Below are 18,256 nucleotides of genomic sequence, written 5' to 3' on the forward strand. Positions count from 1 at the left end.
AACTGTAGTGATTAGCAGCAATAAAGCATGATGTGTTAAAACCTAACCCGTTTAACTAATCATTTGCGAAGCTAATCATTACTAAACTGTAGTGATTAGCAGCAATAAAGCATGATGTGTTAAAACCTAACCCGTTTAATTACATCATTTGCTCAAAGCTTAATAAAAAGCCCTTATCATTGCAAAGTGATAAGGGCTTTTTTGATCTGCACTAGCAAATAGCGGCAAATGATTGAAATTGGCCGCATTACAGCGAGACTAAATAAATCTCCTTGAGCTGGTAAGACCTCTGCTCACTTACTTATCCAGCAGTTGCAAGGGAGAGGTGACAAATATAACACTGAAAATACCTGCAACCAATTGATTTATCCTTCAAAACATGAGAGCTCTACATTTTTACTCTGATATTTGTCCGCAGTGGGTACATTATCATTTTGTGATTTTAGCCACATAATGGGACCGCTCCCATTTTAATAAGTAGGTTTTCTGTTACTATTTCTCTTATGGGATCGGTCCCATAGGTTAACTCTCACAACAGAAGGGATAATGAAATGAGTAAAATTGATCAGAAACAAGTTGAACGTTTAGTTGAACTTATCGGGGGGGCAGGCAATATAGCAAGTGTGAGCCATTGTTTAACGCGCTTACGTTTTGCCTTAAGTGATCCTGAATTAGCAAGTGTTAAAGAAATAGAAAAGATTCCAATGGTAAAAGGCTGTTTTACCAATGCGGGTCAGTTTCAAATCGTGATTGGAACTGAAGTTGATGAAGTCCATAAAATGTTAACTAATATAACTGGTGGCGACGGGGCCGATAAAGAAGCGACAAAAGCGGCTGCACGACAAAATATGAATCTGCTTGAGCGAAGTATTTCTCATATGGCGGAAATTTTTGTACCTCTTTTACCGGCAATTATTACGGGTGGTTTGATTCTAGGTTTTCGAAATGTTATCGGTGATATCCGCATGTTCGATGGTAAAACCTTGGTTGAAATTAGCCAGTTTTGGGCAACGGTTCACTCTTTCCTTTGGTTACTTGGTGAAGCTATCTTCCACTTCCTGCCAGTTGGTGTTTGTTGGGCGACAGTGAAAAAACTGGGAGGTACACCGATTCTCGGTATTGTGCTGGGTATTACATTGGTTTCGCCACAATTGATGAATGCTTACGGCATTGGTTCGGGAACGCCAGATGTTTGGGACTTTGGTTTCTTCGCGATGGAGAAAGTCGGTTATCAGGCGCAAGTTATCCCGGCTATCTTAGCTGGTCTGGCATTGGCGATAATTGAAACAAATCTTAAACGCATTATTCCTGCATACTTGTATTTAGTAATTGTGCCATTTGTGTCAATTATTATTGCTGTTGTACTAGCGCATTCGATTATCGGTCCATTAGGACGTGAAATCGGTAATGGTGTTGGTTATGCCGCTAAAGTTGCAATGACGGGTGATTTTGCCGTGTTAGGTTCGATGGTCTTTGGTTTCTTCTATGCGCCATTGGTTATTACCGGTATTCACCACACGACAAATGCGGTTGATTTGCAGTTAATGCAGGATATGGGTGGCACACCAATCTGGCCGCTAATTGCCTTATCTAATATTGCACAAGCTTCAGCTGTTGTTGGTATCATGTGGATTAGTAAAAAACATAACGAACGTGAAATCTCAGTACCTGCAGCAATCTCTGCTTACTTAGGTGTAACTGAGCCAGCTATGTACGGTATTAACTTAAAATATAAATTCCCTATGTTATGCGCAATGATCGGCTCTGCAGTTGCAGCTGGTATTTGTGGGATGGCGGGTGTTATGGCGAACGGGATCGGAGTAGGTGGATTACCAGGTATCTTATCGATTCAACCACAATACTGGGCAGTGTATGCACTGGCTATGTTGGCGGCAATCGCAGTGCCAATCGTATTAACAGTTATACTTCATAAGCGCGCCGAGAAAAAAGGTGAGCTTGAGCAAGCTGATATAATTGATGATGAGTTACAACCTGTAACTAACTAATTATCAATAAAATGAAATTAACCGTTGAGTATTAAGTTGTACTCAACGGTTTTTTATTAATTAAATAGTGTCCAATAGTTAATATACCAAACTACGTGAAGATATATACCCAAGCCACATTAAGATGCAGGAATCAGCCAGCCGATAAATGATGAGATTCTAGGCTGAAGGTTGATGATCTAGCATTCTAAATCAAAGCCTTCTAACAACGAAGAACATCGTTTATCGGCTTGCCCTTCGGAGTTTTGCCCGAAAGCTAGTACTGCGTTGCAACGCTTGAAAAGGGAATACCATTCTCATCATGTTACGCCTTGTTCTAGCATCCGGCGAAGCTCTGAATCTGCATCTTGAAATGCTTTGGGTATAAATTCAGAAATAAACGCGGTAAGGGTGTGTTATGTGAAATTTATGCTTTACTTTCAATTATTTTAGGGGAAAAAAAATGTTATCTGTTGTTGCTGATGTTGGTGGTACAAATATCCGACTTGCTGTTTGTGATCTTGAAACCGGGGAGTTAAGTAAATTAAGAGAATTTGCTTGTGCAGAATTTGTAACACTTGATGCTGCACTTGTTCAATACTTTGTAACATTGCAGGGTGAAGTTAAACATCTTTGTGTTGCTATTGCCTGTCCAGTTGAAGATGATCATGTCGTGATGACAAATTTAAGTTGGGAGTTTTCTAAGCAAGCACTTAAAGAGAAATTAAAGTTAGAATCTTTATATGTGATTAATGACTACACTGCAATTTCATTAGCTGTGCCATTTGTTTCTCAAGAAGAAAAAATACAAATTGGTGGTGGTGAAGCTCAAAATGATGGTGTAACAGCAGTATTTGGTCCGGGAACGGGGCTCGGTGTTTCACATATTGTTAAATCGGCGGGTAAATGGATAAGTTTAGATGGTGAAGGTGGACATGTAAGCTTTACTCCTAATACACGTGAACAAGCTGATGTTTTATTCTTTTTACAAGAGCAGTTCGGCCACGTTTCCGCAGAGCGAATTTTGTCCGGGCAAGGTTTAGTTAATGTATACCAAAGTCTTTGTACTTTATCTCAGCAGCAAGCTAACTTTGACCAACCTAAAGATGTATCTAAGGCCGCACTAGATGGTAGCTGTGATATCGCGCGCAGAAGTCTGGAAATTTTCTGCCAAGTAATGGGGAGTTTTGCAGGTAACCTTGCGTTGAATCTCGCCTGTACTGGTGGTGTTTATATCGCAGGTGGTATTGTGCCGCGCTTTGTTGATTTCTTCCAATCTAGCGAGTTCAGAAGTTTCTTTGAAGAGAAAGGGCGCTTTAAAGCTTACCTTTCATCCATTCCAACTTTTTTAATAACTCATGATAATCCTGGATTATTGGGTGCAAGTGTTTATCTTCGTCAAGAGTTAGGATCTATTAAATAATTGTGATTAGAAGTTGATTTTATAAGCAGGGTTATACCCAAGCCAGTTCAAGATGCAGGAATCTGCATCTTGACGATAATTGCTCTCACCCTCCACTTCACTCTTTACAAAAAGTGAGGGATAACCTTATAGGGCCGAGTTTTGTTGTTCGAAAATTTGTAATGCAGACAATGTTTGGCGATCAATATTAATAAAAGTGCTTATCATTGCAAAGTGATAAGCTTTTTTAGATCTGTACTATTAAATGGCGGCAATAAAAATAATGGAAATATGCCCCCTTACAGCGATAATAAACAAGTATCCTTCAGGCCGAATAAATTTATGACAAAAAAACTCACCATTCTTGATATTGCAAAGCTAGCTGGCGTTGGAAAATCGACAGTTTCCCGTGTATTGACTCATCATCCCAAAGTAAAAGCTTCCACTAGAGAAAAAGTTAAGCGGGTTATTCAAGAGTCTGGTTTTGTGCCATCGAAGTCGGCTCAAGTTATGGGCGGGGGGAGTGCCAAGGTTGTCGGAATTATTTTATCTCGTCTGGATTCTGCATCTGAAAATAAAGTCATAAGTGGTATTCTAGAAGTTATTTATGCTGCCGGTTATGATGCTCTGATTATGGAAGGACAATTTAGCGCCGCAAAAACAAATGAACATCTAGCAGTACTTCAAAAGCGCAATGTTGATGGCGTGATCTTATTTGGCTTTACTGGATGTGATCTGTCCGCAATTGAAAAGTTAGCGCATAAAGCCGTTGTTATTGCTGTTGATAGTGAGAATGTTTCATCCGTTGGTTATGATAATTATGGCATTATTGAACAGGCAATGGCTCATATTCAAGAGCTAGGAAAACAACATATCAGTTATATTGGCGTAGATCCTAAAGATAAAACGACCGGTTTAATACGCCTTAATGCATATTTGGAATATTGTAAATGTGCAAATCTAAAACCTAACTTTCAAACCGGGGAGCTTAGTCATAAAAGCGCTTATGAGCTTACTGATCTGGTCTTGACTGCTGAAACTCAAGCGATTGTTTGCGCCAGTGATACTTTGGCGATGGGGGTTGCTAAACGTTTACAAGTGCTTAATCGCAGTGATGTATTGGTTTCAGGTGTGGGAGCAACAGATTTGTTAGCATTTATTTTTCCTAATACATTCAGTATCGATCCCGGTTATTATTCAGCTGGTAAGACCTCTGCTCACTTACTTATCCAGCAGTTGCAAGGTAAATATGAAGTGACACATTTAACACAGAAAGCATCTATAACCCGTTAATTTATTAAGCAAAGCATGGTGAATCTACACTTTTGTTCTAACCTTACTAGCAGTATGACAATTCCCATTTCGTGATTTTAACCTCAAAATGGGAGCGCTCCCATTTCAATGGGTAGGTTTTCTGCTATTATAACCTTTATGGGAGCGGTCCCATTGATTAACTCTCACAACAGAAGGGATAATGAAATGAGCAAAATTGATCAGAAACAAGTTGAACGTTTGATTGAACTTATCGGGGGGGAGGGCAATATTGCAAGCGTGAGCCATTGCTTAACGCGCTTACGCTTTGCCTTAGAACATCCTGAATTAGCAAGCATTAAAGAAATTGAAAAGATTCCCATGGTAAAAGGCTGTTTTACCAATGCGGGGCAGTTTCAAATCGTGATTGGAACTGAAGTTGATGAAGTCCATAAAATGTTAACGAAGATAACAGGTGGCGGCGGGGCCGATAAAGAAGCGACAAAAGCAGCTGCACGACAGAATATGAATCTGCTTGAGCGCGGCATCTCTCATATGGCGGAAATTTTTGTACCTCTTTTACCGGCAATTATTACGGGTGGTTTGATTCTCGGATTTCGAAATGTTATCGGTGATATCCGTATGTTCGATGGCAAAACCTTGGTTGAAATCAGCCAGTTTTGGGCAACGGTCCACTCTTTCCTTTGGATACTTGGCGAAGCTATCTTCCACTTTTTGCCTGTTGGTGTCTGTTGGGCAACGGTAAGAAAACTGGGGGGCACACCGATTCTTGGTATTGTGTTGGGTATAACGCTGGTTTCACCACAATTGATGAATGCTTACGGCATTGGTTCGCAAATTCCAGATGTTTGGGATTTTGGCTTCTTCGTTATGGAAAAAGTGGGTTATCAGGCACAAGTTATTCCAGCTATTTTAGCCGGGCTTGCTTTGGCGATGATTGAAACGAATTTGAAACGTATTATTCCTGCCTATTTATATCTCGTTATTGTGCCTTTTATTTCCTTGTTGGTCGCGGTTGTTTTGGCGCATTCGATCATTGGTCCAATCGGACGTGAAATTGGTAATGGTGTTGGTTATGCCGCTAAGGTTGCCATGACAGGTGATTTTGCTGTGCTAGGTTCGATGGTTTTTGGTTTCTTTTACGCACCATTGGTTATTACCGGTATTCATCACACAACCAATGCGGTTGATTTGCAATTAATGCAGGATATTGGGGGAACACCAATCTGGCCGCTAATTGCACTGTCAAATATTGCGCAAGCTTCAGCTGTTGTCGGTATTATCTGGATTAGTAAAAAACATAATGAACGTGAAATCTCGGTACCCGCTGCAATATCGGCGTTTTTAGGCGTGACAGAGCCCGCTATGTACGGTATCAACTTGAAATATAAATTCCCTATGTTATGCGCAATGATCGGCTCTGCACTTGCAGCTGCTATTTGTGGTATTGCAGGTGTGATGGCGAACGGGATCGGTGTTGGTGGATTGCCGGGTATATTATCGATTCAGCCGCAATATTGGGCGGTGTATGCACTGGCTATGTTAGTCGCTGTAGCAGTGCCAATTGTTTTAACACTTATACTTTATAAACGCGCTCATAAGAAAGGTAATCTTGAGGAAGTTGAGTTAATTGAAGATGAGGTAGAAGCTGTAATTAAGAACTAATTTACTAACTATCAATAAAAAGATATTAGCCGTTGAGTAATAAGTTGTACTCAACGGTTTTATGAATCGAAGAAACCTAAGAGTTAATATATATGAATAAAATAGAGAAAGAATGGTGGCGCACAGCGACTATTTATCAGATTTATCCTAAAAGTTTTTGTGACAGCGGTAATAAAGGAACCGGAGATATTAAAGGTATTATATCTAAACTCGATTATCTTAAAACCTTGGGTATTGATGCCATTTGGCTTACCCCAATCTATCAATCACCAATGATTGATAATGGTTATGATATTTCCGATTATTACAATGTTAATCCCGATTTCGGCTGCATGGCTGATTTTGATCTGCTGCTGGAAATGGCACATCAAAAAGGGATCCGCATTATTCTCGATATCGTGGTTAATCATACTTCAACAGAGCATAAATGGTTCCAATCTGCTCTGGGCAATAAAGAAAGTGAATATCGAGATTATTATATCTGGAAAGATCCTGTCAATGGTCAAGCGCCGACCAACTGGGAGTCAAAGTTTGGTGGTAATGCATGGGAGTTAGATGAGAAAACTGACCAATATTACCTGCATCTTTTTGCTAAAGAACAAGCTGATTTAAACTGGGAAAACCCAAAAGTTCGTGACGAAGTAAAAGATATCATCAGCTTCTGGGCCGAAAAAGGAGTTGATGGTTTCCGTCTTGATGTCATTAACCTGATCTCGAAACAGCAAGATTATCAAAATGACTATCAAGGTGACGGGCGCCGTTTTTATACAGACGGACCTCGTGTGCATGAATACCTGCGAGAGATAAGTGACGCTGTGTTTAATAAATATGGCTCAGTAACGGTTGGAGAGATGTCTTCCACCACACTTGAACAGTGTCAGCAATATTCAGCACTGGATTCAAAAGAACTGTCTATGGTGTTCAATTTTCACCATTTAAAAGTCGATTATGTAAATGGTGAAAAATGGACGCAGGCGCCATTTGATTTTTTACAATTGAAAACAATTTTTAATCATTGGCAGCAAGGCATGTCCGGTAAAGGATGGTCTGCACTGTTCTGGTGTAACCATGATCAGCCGCGCATCGTTAGCCGTTTAGGCAATGATCAGGAGTATCGTGTTGAATCCGCTAAAATGTTGGCAACCTCTGTTCATATGATGCAGGGTACACCTTATGTTTATCAAGGTGAAGAGATTGGAATGACCAATCCTGGCTATACGTCAATTGAACAATACCGCGATCTGGAAAGTACGAATATGTATGAGATCATGCTTAATCAGCAAGGTAAAAGTGAAGAGGATGTGCTGGCTATTCTTGCCCAGAAATCACGTGACAATTCGCGATCGCCTGTACAGTGGAGCAGTGCGCCACACGGAGGTTTTACAAAAGGTATCCCCTGGCTGGAGGTGGCTAATAATTATAAACAGGTAAATGTGCAGCAGGCGCTTGAAGATGAAAATTCAGTTTTTTATTATTACAAACGTTTAATAGAGCTCCGTAAAGAAGTGGAAGTGATCACTACTGGGGATTATACCGATTTAGCACCAGAACATTCTCAACTATTTTGTTATCAGCGACGCAGTGAAGAGCAAACGCTTATCTGTATTAATAACTATTATGGCGAGCCGGTTGAATATGAACTGCCAATGAATTTAGTTATCGAACAAGGAAAATATATTCTGGGTAATTACCCTGAGTTATTAACTGATAAACCTCAACGGGTAATAAAACTAAGACCTTATGAGTGTCGTGTTTTACTGATTGAAGATCATTAATATAACGTGTTGTAGGTCGTAAAACAAAAGCCTTTAATCCCTCTCCAGTGTTAAAGGCTTTGTTTATTAAAATTTAAGATTTTCGATCCGCTGCCAGATGTGCCAAGCTAATTAAAGCTTGTTTATATTCACTCTCAGGAATTACAGCCAATGCATCAATTGCTTTGTCTGCTTCTTCAATAGCGCGCTGTTTTGTGTATTCTAATGCCTTTGTTTCATGCAGAGCTTGCATGATCTCATCAAAGTGCTCCATGCCATTGGTTTTTTCGATTGCTTCTCGAATCAGTGCTATTTGCTTTTCATTGCCATGTTGCATTGCGTAAAGCAAAGGCAGGGTAGGCTTGCCTTCTGCTAAGTCATCACCGGTGTTTTTACCCATTTCTTGTGCGTTTGAGCTGTAGTCCATTACATCATCGGTTAATTGGAAAGCTGTGCCTAAGTATTTACCGTAATTAAGCAATGCAGTCTCTATTTCCTGCGACTGTTCTCCTAATACCGCAACCAGTTGGCTTGTTGCTTCAAACAGTTTGGCTGTTTTAAAGTAGATAACATCCATATAACTTTTTTCTGTGGTATCAGGATCGTTGCAGTTCATCAGCTGTAAAACTTCACCTTCCGCAATCACATTTGTTGCAGAAGATAAAACATTCAATACTTTTAAGTTCTGCAGTTCCGTCATCATCTGAAATGAGCGTGTATGTAAGAAGTCTCCAACTAAAACGCTAGCCGCATTACCAAATAGTGCATTTGCAGTTTTTTTACCACGACGCAGATCAGATTCATCTACAACATCATCGTGTAACAGGGTTGCAGTATGGATAAATTCAATAATCGCAGCGAGTTTAGTGATTTTAGTATCATGAACATTGAGAGCTTTGGCTGCCAAGACAGTTATTAATGGACGAATACGTTTACCGCCACTATTAATAATATAAAAACCGAGTTGATTAATTAATGCGACATCAGAGTTTAATTGCTCGGTGATCAGTGCATTAACTTGCTGCATTTCAGTTATCGATATCTGCTGAATTTTTTTTATATCCATGGTCTTGAAGTTCCGAATTTTAGCACTTAAAAAAGAGGCTTTATTATTGCCGTTTATTCGCTTTATCTCAACTCTGTTACAGTCAAATTGTGTAACTAAATTTTTCTTTATTACATTCGCTATACTAGCATGGTGCGCGCAGCTAACCTTATGATATTCAATGGTATTTGTATCTTGCATTTTTTTGTCTTTTGAAGCTGAATTTAATCGTTAATATAATTGTCATGTTTTTAGTAAATATGATTGCCAATGTCTCTAATTTGCCGTAGACTCCGCCACCATTGTGATTAATAAGTGTGCTCTCGGTGCCAAGTTTCTAATGAAATAGCACGAGACGCCTGAACGGAGTAATAAACATGTACGCTGTTATCCAGAGTGGTGGCAAGCAACACCGTGTTGCTGTTGAACAAACTCTTCGTTTGGAAAAACTAGATGTTGAAGCTGGTGCAACTGTAGAATTTGATAAAGTTCTTTTAGTAGCAAATGCAGAAGACGTTAAAGTTGGTGTTCCATACGTTGAAGGAAGTAAAGTTACTGCTGAAGTAGTAGCTCACGGTCGTGGCAAGAAAGTAACAATCGTTAAGTTCCGCCGTCGTAAGCATTCGCGTAAACAAGCGGGTCATCGTCAGTGGTTTACTGAAGTTAAAATTACTGCAATTAACGCTTAATTAGGAGTTATTAAAAATGGCACATAAAAAAGCTGGTGGTAGTACTAATAACGGTCGCGATTCAGAAAGTAAACGCCTAGGTGTTAAACGTTTTGGTGGCGAATCAGTTCTAGCTGGTAATATCCTTGTTCGTCAACGTGGTACTAAATTCCACGCTGGCACTAACGTAGGTCTTGGTAAAGATCATACTCTATTCGCTAAAGCTACTGGTGTAGTTAAATTCGAACAGAAAGGTCCTAAAAACCGTAAATTCGTTAGTATCGTAGCTGAATAATCAGTTTCGACTCAGAATTAGAAAAAGCCTCGCTGATGCGGGGCTTTTTTTTTAGCTATTCATTTCTATTTGTCATAAAAAATGTGATCTATGATCAATAGAAATGAGTATAATCATTGGTATTAAAGGTTTGCCTATTTGAGGTAGGCATATTGTTTTCTTGGAGGTTGTAATGAAGTTTGTTGATGAAGCAAAAATAAAGGTTGATGCTGGAGACGGTGGCAACGGCGTTATCGGCTTCCGTACAGAAAAATATATCCCTCGTGGTGGCCCTAACGGCGGTGATGGTGGTGATGGTGGTGATGTTTATCTTGAAGCCGATGAAAACCTAAATACACTCGTCGATTTCCGTTTTGTGCGTTTTTATAATGCAGAGCGTGGCGAAAATGGTCAGACACGTGACTGTACCGGTTCACGTGGTGCAGATAAAATCATTAAAGTACCCGTTGGTACACGTTGTCGTGATGATGATACTGGTGAAGTACTTGGTGATTTAACCAAGGACGGAGAAAAACTGATGGTAGCCAAAGGTGGTTTCCACGGTCTAGGTAATGCGCGCTTTAAAACCAGTACTAACCGTGCACCTCGCCAAAAAACAGATGGCACACCGGGTGAAGTACGTAACCTGCTTTTAGAGTTATTATTACTTGCCGATGTGGGGATGTTAGGTCTGCCTAATGCTGGTAAATCTACTTTTATCCGCAGCGTTTCTGCTGCAAAACCAAAAGTAGCTGATTACCCGTTTACCACCTTGATTCCAAATCTAGGTGTGGTGAGCATGGGGCATGGACGTAGTTTTGTGATTGCAGATATTCCAGGCTTGATTGAAGGGGCATCTGATGGAGCGGGTCTTGGTACACGTTTCTTACGCCATTTAGAGCGTTGTCGAGTGCTGTTACATATGGTGGATTTACTGCCTGCTGATGGCTCAGATCCAGCTGAAAATGCAGTGGTTATTATTGATGAATTAGCTAAGCACAGTCCTAAATTGGCATCTAAACCACGTTGGTTAATCTTCAATAAAACCGATCTTCTATTAGAAGATGAAGCACAAGAAGTTATGCAGCGAGTGCAGGATGCACTTGAGTGGGATGGACCCGTTTATAAAGTTGCGGCTATCTCAAAAACAGGCACACAAGACGTTTGTCAAAATGTGGTTGATTACTTGGAAGAGTTACCGCAAGAATTCACTGCTGAAGAGCAACGTGAACAAGTTGAATTCCAGTGGGATGATTATCATGAATCAGCAATGGATGACGTTAATGAAAATTACGTTGATACTGATGATGATGATGATGATGATGACTGGGATGATCACCCTAACACTGTTTATGTGAAAGAATAATAATACTCATTTGTAAGTAATGAAACAGAGACTACTCTTATGATTATTAAAACGCTGTTTAGGTTAACCCTAAACAGCGTTTTTTGTTTTACGGGTATTCTTTTGTAGGAACTGTTTTAACTCGTTGGGGACACTGCGCCTTACTGTTTTACTTATTTATTTGGAATAATCCATATAAATACCGATGCTAGCCACAGCGTAAAGTTAATATCAAACAGTTACACTTAACATGATCTGCGTACGCTTAAGAATATTAATTTTTTTATAAAAGAACCTTTATTGAATAGGCTTTGTGTGCATATTAAAGAATGCATTCTAATATATTTCGCTGGAAGTTAAATGAATCTAAAACCACACTATCGAATCGTATTGATATATCTGCTGCTAGGAACGTTATGGATATTTTTTTCTGACTTAGTCGTAGATAATTTGTTTCAGCATAAAGAATATATTACTTTTGCACAGAACATTAAAGGATGGTTTTTTATTGTAATTACTGGGCTGCTTTTATTCTTTCTTATTAGAAAAGATGTTAATGCAAAAAAAGAAGTAAACAGTAAATTAGTTGAGAGTTACGAACAAACTATTAGCGGATGGATCCATGTTATGGATCTTCGTCATAGGGAAACGAAAGATCATACTGAACGTGTGACCAAAATGACCATTGAGCTAGCAAAACTGTCGGGCATTACTGACGAAGAAGAACTTAAGATCATCGAGCGTGGAGCAATGCTTCACGATATAGGCAAAATTGGTATACCTGATGCCATTTTAATTAAGCCCGGAAAACTAGATGAAAAAGAGTGGCTGCAAATGAAAATGCACCCAGAAATAGCAAATGATATTTTATCTAATATTGCCTTTCTAAGGCCTAGCATAGACATTCCATATTCCCATCATGAGAAGTGGGATGGTACGGGCTACCCTCTAGGCGTAAAAGGCAATGAAATACCAATAGCAGCAAGATTTTTCGCTGTTATTGATGTATGGGATGCTCTTATTCATCCTCGTATATATAAATCAGCATGGCCAGAAGAAAAGGTGCTGGAACATATTAGAGAGCAGTCAGGAATGCATTTTGATCCAAATGTCGTAACTTTATTTTTAGAAAACTATACAACGATAAAAGAAAGTTCGAAAATCCGTTGACCATTACTTTTGCTCGGGTAGCAAAAGCATCATTGTTGGTGATGTAAGGCTAGGCGTTATACTATCTTTTAAAAACAGGTTTCTAAGACGCTTAGAGGGGGAAAGTGAGCTTAGCTATAAAAGTGATTTATGTTAAAGAATAACGTTAATTTTCAGATTGTATGCAGATAAAAAGCCACTATTTGATAATATCAAAGCGTGGCTTTTTTGTAAGAGGTAGAGAATGATTGAAGAAGTAGAGCTTTATTTGCAGCAGTTACTGGTTTCATTGCATATTGGTAATTGGGTGGGAAATTTTATTGTTGTTTTAGTGCTCACCCTGCTCTTGCAGTTAATGTGGCGGGCTTTTACTAAAAAAACACAAATCGTTATCGAGCGAACAGATAATCACTGGGATGACATCCTCTGGTATTCCGTCTGGCGGCCAATGAATTGGTTAATAGCATTGATGGGTGTGTCTATGGCGCTGCGAGTTATTGCAGAAAGTGAGCAGTTACTTATCTCAAACTATCTGCCATTGGTGCAAAAAATATCCATTTTGTTACTGATTGGCTGGGCATTCTGGCGTTTAGTGCATAAAGCTGAGCAGACCTTTATTGAGCATGATGAAAAAGATACTACTACGGTAACAGCCGTTGCTAAATTAGCGAAACTGTCGGTAATGGTGATTATTTCATTGTCGGTCATTCAAACATTGGGGGTCAGTATCTCCGGGGTGCTTGCTTTTGGTGGTATGGGGGGGTTAGTTGTTGGTATGGCAGCTAAAGATCTGCTTTCCAACCTGTTTGGCGCATTGATGGTTTATATGGATAAACCCTTTAAAGTTGGGGATTGGATCCGCAGTCCTGACAAATCAATAGAAGGGACTGTGGAATCAATAGGCTGGCGTGTTACTAGAATTCGCACTTTTGATAAACGCCCGCTGTATGTGCCAAATAGTCTGTTTACCCAGATTGTTGTGGAAAATCCTTCACGGATGAGTAATCGCCGTATTAAAGAAACTTTTGGTTTGCGTTACTGTGATGTGCACTTGATTGAAGGCATTATTAAAGCTGTGCGTGAGATGTTAGAGCAGCATCCTGATATCGATCAGAAACAGACTTTAATTGTTAATTTTAACTATTTTAATAACAGCTCATTAGACTTCTTTATTTATACTTTTACCAAAACCACCAACTGGGTTTTGTTCCATGAGATTAAACAAGATGTATTATTAAAAGTTGCTAATATTGTTGAGCAGCAGCAGGCTGAGTTTGCATTCCCAACCCGCCAGTTACATATCGATTCAGCATCAATTGAAGCGCTTAAATAAGTAAGATGGCAACAAGCCCGGCTTTAGGTCAAATAAAGCTGCGCTTCTTGTTGCACATTATCTAACTCATCTAGCAGTTCTAATAGCTCAGGCTCTAATAGATCGGGACTGATTCCACGTTTTAACTCTTTTTCAATCAGCCCTGCAATTTTTTTCAGTTTAGGTACGCCACTGTAGCTGCAGCCACCATGAAATTTATGAATGATTTGTGCAAAGTGAACATTATCTATTTCGCCAGCTATCGCTTTATCTGCTTCTGTTTTGATCGTTGCAAAATCATTGATTAACATGGTCAGCATCTCTTTGGCGAGATCTTCTTTTCCCGCTGACTGTTTTAAGGCTAACTGCCAATCAAAAGAGAGGTTATTTGCCGAGGGACTGCTTTCTGCTGGTTTTTCGTTTGTTATTACCTGTGTTGTTATGTTTTCTAGCACGGGTTTATCTTGTGTCCATTTATTAATAATTCGTTGCAGTGCGATTTCATCAATTGGCTTCGCTAAACAATCATCCATGCCTTGCTGTAAAAATTGCTCTTTTTCACTGGGTAATACATGCGCGGTGACAGCAATTATCGGTGTGTTTTTGTTGGTTATATTATCTTTGATCTCTAAACAAGCACTGATGCCATCTAAAACTGGCATCTGAATATCCATAAAGATCAGATCAAATTGTCGCTCTTTTGCTTGCTCAACGGCTTGTTGGCCATCAATACATGTTGTTACATGATGCACTCTATCGGCTAACATCGCTGAAATAAGTTTTAGGTTTGCAGGATTATCATCAACGGCCATAACATTGATATCTTTTCTTACCTGAGGTGGCTGCAGGCCTAATTCGCTGATCACTGGTTTATCTGAAATAAGCGTATTGGCTAAGTTTTTATGGTTTATCGGTTTGCTTAAGCAATGGTTAATGCCCGTTGCCATCAGTGTTTCATAAATACTTGGATCACTTGAGTTGATCAATACCACTATATTGTTTGTAAATTGGCGAGCTTGCTCAATATGTTTGAAAAGAGGTTGTAAGTTTTCACAATGGCTATAGCCGATGATTATATTGTCATACTGTTTATTTAACAAACCTTCCCATTGCTGCTGTGTCTCTGCTAATGACAGCTCCGTTTTCCATTGGTTAAGCAGTTGTGAGCAGGCTCGTGCCGCATACTCATTATTTTCATAAACTAATACAGACTGCTGCTGCAGGCTTTCAATCGGTAAGCAGGAAAGCGGGCTGCGGGTATTTTTTTCTATTTCAATAGTAAACCAGAAAGTTGAGCCTTGCTTTGGAACCGATACTAAGTCAATGCTGCCATGCATCTGTTTGACCAGCTTCTGGGTGATCACAAGTCCAAGTCCTGTGCCTCCATATTGGCGAGTGATGCTGGTATCAGCCTGTCCAAAAGCTTCAAACAGGTGCGCTTGCTGTTTCTCTGAAATGCCGATGCCGGTATCTGAAATCATCATTTTTAATGTGACTTTATCATCCTCCTCGCGCATCTCTTTGATACGCTGAATTTGTACTTCGATATTCCCCTGTCGTGTAAATTTAATCGCATTGCCAATCAAATTGGTTAGAATCTGTTGTAAACGCATCGCATCACCAAATACCTCGTGTGGCACTTCGCTGTCAATCATCATACTTAGCTCAAGCCCTTTTTCATGCGCGCTTGGTGCAAGAAGGTGCATGGTCTCATCAATACAGTCGCGCAGATCAAATGGGATATGCTCAAGAGTTAATTTTCCCGCTTCAAGTTTAGAAAAATCGAGAATATCATTAATAATATTAAGTAGATTACCTGCTGAACGTTCAATGGTTTGCAGGTAATCGGCCTGGTTGCCTGTGAGCTGTGTTTTTAGTAATTGCCTCGCAAAGCCGATTACGCCATTTAAAGGTGTGCGCAATTCGTGACTCATATTGGCTAAGAACTCAGATTTAACCAGCGCTGCTTGCTGCGCTTCTTTTCTGGTGATATCCAGCTCAATATTCTGTACTTCCATTTGATCCAATGTTTCGCGTAACTCACTGGTGGCAAGGTCGATACTGTCCTGCATCTCCTCATGGTGCTTGGACATTGCCAGCGCCATTTCATTAATACCTTGTTGTAAAAGATCTATTTCGCCAGAATATTCCCCTTCAACACGGGAATTAAGGCGCCCGAGACTAATTTTTTCAACAACGGAAGCCATTTCGGAAATAGGGGCTGTTATCCGTTTTGCTTGTCTAAAAGCCAGATATAAACTGCCTAAAATACCTAATAAAACAATAGAGAAGGAGAGGGCTGTATCACGATACAGTAATAACTCAACTTCATTACTGTTCACCTCCAGCGCAACATAACCAACAATTTGTCGAGGCTGATCAAAAGTTAATTGGTATTCCAAAAAGTTAGTTTCATCGATAATTGGGCTTTGAATAATGATCGAATTTTTGTAATGAGTCACTTGGGTAATTTCTGGAATTTTTTGGCCATCTTTAATGCGCAACATCTGGAAATTTCGATGGTAATTACTGGTCACAAATAGTTTGTTTTTTGCATCAAAAATCGCGATGCTTTTAATCATCGGGCTGTTCTTACGATGTGTTGCGCTTATTAGACGTCTTAAGATGGTTCTTGTTTCATCTAAAATGCCATATTCACTAGCGATCGCTAAAGGCTCGGTAATATTAATGGCGCGATTAATCAAATAATCATTTGCTTGCTGATAACGATGAAAAGAGAAGTAACTCGCTAATAACCCGCCAATAATGATGGTAGGTAAAATCGTATAGGCAATAACTTGAGCACGAAGTCCGTATTTTGTCATAGGTAATATTTCTAAAAATTAATAAGAGGTAATGAATGATTTTATTTCGTATTGTGTGACAATGGTATTATTGATAATTGTAAGGCTATGATGGCATAGCTTCTCTCACCTGTGAATAACTTATGGCTCAGTTCTTTAAAGCATCGCGCACAAATAGTGCAAAAAACCGCATTTTAAAAAATGTACAAGTTGAAAAGTTGGATCATCAAGGTCGTGGTATCGCTTATTTTCAAAATAAACCGCTTTTTATTGATGGCGGACTTAGCGGTGAATCTCTTGATATTCAAATTTTAGAAAGTAAAAAACGTTATAGCAAAGGTTTTATTAAAAAAATCAACCTGGCTAGTGAGCTGCGTATTGAAGCAAGTTGCCCTCATTATAATGAGTGTGGTGGTTGCCATTTACAGCATCTGAACCATGAGCAGCAGATAAAAATAAAATCGGCAGGGCTAATCTCGTTATTTAAACGTTTTGCGAAACAGGCACCTTTACAGCTTGAAAATCCTATTACAGGTAAAGCTTGGGCTTATCGTCGTACCGCGCGTTTGGGTTTGCAGTTTGATAAAAAGTTAAAGCTGCTAAAAATGGGATTTCGTCGCGCATTAAGTAATGATCTTATTGAACAAAAAGTATGCCCGGTTTTAATTCCGGAATTAGAATGTTTAATTTTACCGTTAAAAACGTTATTAAATTCGCTTAAAAGTAAAATGGATTTAGGGCATATTGAGCTTATCTATGCAGATCAAGGTGTGGTGGTTTTATTACGTCATCTTAAAGCCCTACCTAAAAGAGATCTGCAACTGATTGAGCAGTTTTCCGAGTGTCATAAATTAAACTTTTTCGCACAAGACTCTAGACATTCTGTCGTTTGTTTAAGCGGAAATGATCAGCTTAGTTATCAGTTAACAGAGTGGGATTGTTCGCTTAATTTTAGCCCCACAGATTTTTTACAGGTAAACAGTAATGTTAACCAGAAAATGGTGGCACAGGCACTTAATTGGCTAGCGCTAACAAAAGATGATGTTGTTTTAGATCTGTTTTGTGGTTTAGGCAATTTCACCTTGCCGATAGCGAAAAAAGTTGCCTCTGTGGTTGGTATTGAAGGTATTCAAAAAATGGTGGATCGTGCCACTGAGAATGCCGCTATTAACAATCTGCATAATGCCACTTTTTATCAAGCGGATTTAAGTGCTGATGATGTAGATAAGCAGGTATGGGCAACACAACAATTTAATAAAGTGTTGCTTGATCCCGCCCGTGCGGGGGCATTTGACTGCATGAAATTTATAACATCGCTAAAACCATCTCATATTGTTTATGTCTCTTGTGATCCGGTGACGTTAGCACGAGATAGTCAGTTACTGCTTGAAAATGGTTATAAATTAGATAAATTAGGTTTATTAGATATGTTTCCGCAGACAAGGCATATGGAATCGATGGCACTGTTTGTCAGATAACTGCTTTTTTCTTTGCTTTAATTTCACTGTTGTAAGAGCTGTCAACTGCGCGCTTTCTCTTTGAACTTAAAGTAAATTCTTTTGTCTTGATAGCTTATCCGTT

Annotated in this window: 13 protein-coding genes; 11 read left to right on the forward strand and 2 right to left on the reverse strand. The window is 39.4% G+C overall.

Features of this window, described 5'->3' with window-relative positions:
- The first annotated feature begins 551 nt into the window (after positions 1-551).
- The 5 genes from treB (AC4GME_RS03805) to treC all read left to right on the forward strand — a co-directional run bounded on the left by treB (AC4GME_RS03805) (position 552) and on the right by treC (position 8,099).
- Positions 552-2,006, forward strand: coding sequence for a PTS trehalose transporter subunit IIBC (gene treB / locus AC4GME_RS03805; RefSeq protein WP_490378785.1), 1,455 nt, complete (start codon positions 552-554; stop codon positions 2,004-2,006).
- 442 nt (positions 2,007-2,448) lie between these two features.
- Positions 2,449-3,408, forward strand: a complete 960-nt coding sequence (locus AC4GME_RS03810) for a glucokinase (RefSeq protein WP_490377867.1) — start codon at positions 2,449-2,451, stop codon at positions 3,406-3,408.
- Positions 3,409-3,729: 321 nt separating this feature from the next.
- On the forward strand, positions 3,730-4,680 hold the full coding sequence (gene treR / locus AC4GME_RS03815) for a trehalose operon repressor TreR (protein WP_490377866.1): 951 nt from the start codon (positions 3,730-3,732) through the stop codon (positions 4,678-4,680).
- Positions 4,681-4,866: 186 nt separating this feature from the next.
- Entirely contained in the window at positions 4,867-6,324 is a 1,458-nt protein-coding gene (gene treB, locus AC4GME_RS03820) for a PTS trehalose transporter subunit IIBC (protein ID WP_490378918.1), read from the forward strand.
- A gap of 92 nt (positions 6,325-6,416) precedes the next feature.
- Positions 6,417-8,099 (forward strand): alpha,alpha-phosphotrehalase, encoded by a 1,683-nt coding sequence (treC, locus tag AC4GME_RS03825; protein WP_490377864.1) that lies wholly within the window; start codon positions 6,417-6,419, stop codon positions 8,097-8,099.
- A 73-nt stretch (positions 8,100-8,172) separates the two neighbouring features.
- Here treC and ispB read toward each other — a convergent pair whose 3' ends face one another.
- Entirely contained in the window at positions 8,173-9,144 is a 972-nt protein-coding gene (gene ispB, locus AC4GME_RS03830) for an octaprenyl diphosphate synthase (protein ID WP_490377863.1), read from the reverse strand.
- 356 nt (positions 9,145-9,500) lie between these two features.
- Between ispB and rplU the strand changes: the two genes are divergently transcribed.
- From rplU to AC4GME_RS03855, 5 genes are all read left to right on the forward strand, one after another.
- Positions 9,501-9,812 (forward strand): 50S ribosomal protein L21, encoded by a 312-nt coding sequence (gene rplU / locus AC4GME_RS03835; RefSeq protein ID WP_490377954.1) that lies wholly within the window; start codon positions 9,501-9,503, stop codon positions 9,810-9,812.
- A gap of 16 nt (positions 9,813-9,828) precedes the next feature.
- The gene (rpmA, locus tag AC4GME_RS03840) at positions 9,829-10,086 is read left to right on the forward strand and encodes a 50S ribosomal protein L27 (RefSeq protein WP_490377953.1); all 258 of its coding nucleotides are present in this window, start codon (positions 9,829-9,831) and stop codon (positions 10,084-10,086) included.
- Positions 10,087-10,258: 172 nt separating this feature from the next.
- A complete protein-coding gene (cgtA, locus tag AC4GME_RS03845) occupies positions 10,259-11,431 on the forward strand; it encodes an Obg family GTPase CgtA (protein WP_490377952.1) in 1,173 nt (390 codons plus the stop codon).
- A 339-nt stretch (positions 11,432-11,770) separates the two neighbouring features.
- Positions 11,771-12,580: an HD-GYP domain-containing protein gene (locus tag AC4GME_RS03850; protein WP_490378919.1), complete on the forward strand. Its 810-nt coding sequence runs from the start codon at positions 11,771-11,773 to the stop codon at positions 12,578-12,580.
- 223 nt (positions 12,581-12,803) lie between these two features.
- Complete coding sequence (locus AC4GME_RS03855; RefSeq protein WP_490378920.1) at positions 12,804-13,892, forward strand: mechanosensitive ion channel family protein; 1,089 nt, start codon at positions 12,804-12,806, stop codon at positions 13,890-13,892.
- A 23-nt stretch (positions 13,893-13,915) separates the two neighbouring features.
- Here AC4GME_RS03855 and barA read toward each other — a convergent pair whose 3' ends face one another.
- A complete protein-coding gene (gene barA / locus AC4GME_RS03860) occupies positions 13,916-16,696 on the reverse strand; it encodes a two-component sensor histidine kinase BarA (RefSeq protein ID WP_490378921.1) in 2,781 nt (926 codons plus the stop codon).
- Between the two features lie 122 nt (positions 16,697-16,818).
- Here barA and rlmD point away from each other — a divergent pair, with 122 nt between their 5' ends.
- A complete protein-coding gene (rlmD, locus tag AC4GME_RS03865) occupies positions 16,819-18,153 on the forward strand; it encodes a 23S rRNA (uracil(1939)-C(5))-methyltransferase RlmD (RefSeq protein WP_490378496.1) in 1,335 nt (444 codons plus the stop codon).
- Positions 18,154-18,256 lie beyond the last annotated feature (103 nt).

The organism is Psychromonas sp. (genome assembly GCF_983033635.1).

Bases quoted from the DNA above. Each gene is read 5' to 3' on its own strand.
- treB (WP_490378785.1), top strand. From the start codon at position 552: ATGAGTAAAATTGATCAGAAACAAGTTGAACGTTTAGTTGAACTTATC.
- AC4GME_RS03810 (WP_490377867.1), top strand. From the start codon at position 2,449: ATGTTATCTGTTGTTGCTGATGTTGGTGGTACAAATATCCGACTTGCT.
- treR (WP_490377866.1), top strand. From the start codon at position 3,730: ATGACAAAAAAACTCACCATTCTTGATATTGCAAAGCTAGCTGGCGTT.
- treB (WP_490378918.1), top strand. From the start codon at position 4,867: ATGAGCAAAATTGATCAGAAACAAGTTGAACGTTTGATTGAACTTATC.
- treC (WP_490377864.1), top strand. From the start codon at position 6,417: ATGAATAAAATAGAGAAAGAATGGTGGCGCACAGCGACTATTTATCAG.
- ispB (WP_490377863.1), bottom strand. From the start codon at position 9,144: ATGGATATAAAAAAAATTCAGCAGATATCGATAACTGAAATGCAGCAA.
- rplU (WP_490377954.1), top strand. From the start codon at position 9,501: ATGTACGCTGTTATCCAGAGTGGTGGCAAGCAACACCGTGTTGCTGTT.
- rpmA (WP_490377953.1), top strand. From the start codon at position 9,829: ATGGCACATAAAAAAGCTGGTGGTAGTACTAATAACGGTCGCGATTCA.
- cgtA (WP_490377952.1), top strand. From the start codon at position 10,259: ATGAAGTTTGTTGATGAAGCAAAAATAAAGGTTGATGCTGGAGACGGT.
- AC4GME_RS03850 (WP_490378919.1), top strand. From the start codon at position 11,771: ATGAATCTAAAACCACACTATCGAATCGTATTGATATATCTGCTGCTA.
- AC4GME_RS03855 (WP_490378920.1), top strand. From the start codon at position 12,804: ATGATTGAAGAAGTAGAGCTTTATTTGCAGCAGTTACTGGTTTCATTG.
- barA (WP_490378921.1), bottom strand. From the start codon at position 16,696: ATGACAAAATACGGACTTCGTGCTCAAGTTATTGCCTATACGATTTTA.
- rlmD (WP_490378496.1), top strand. From the start codon at position 16,819: ATGGCTCAGTTCTTTAAAGCATCGCGCACAAATAGTGCAAAAAACCGC.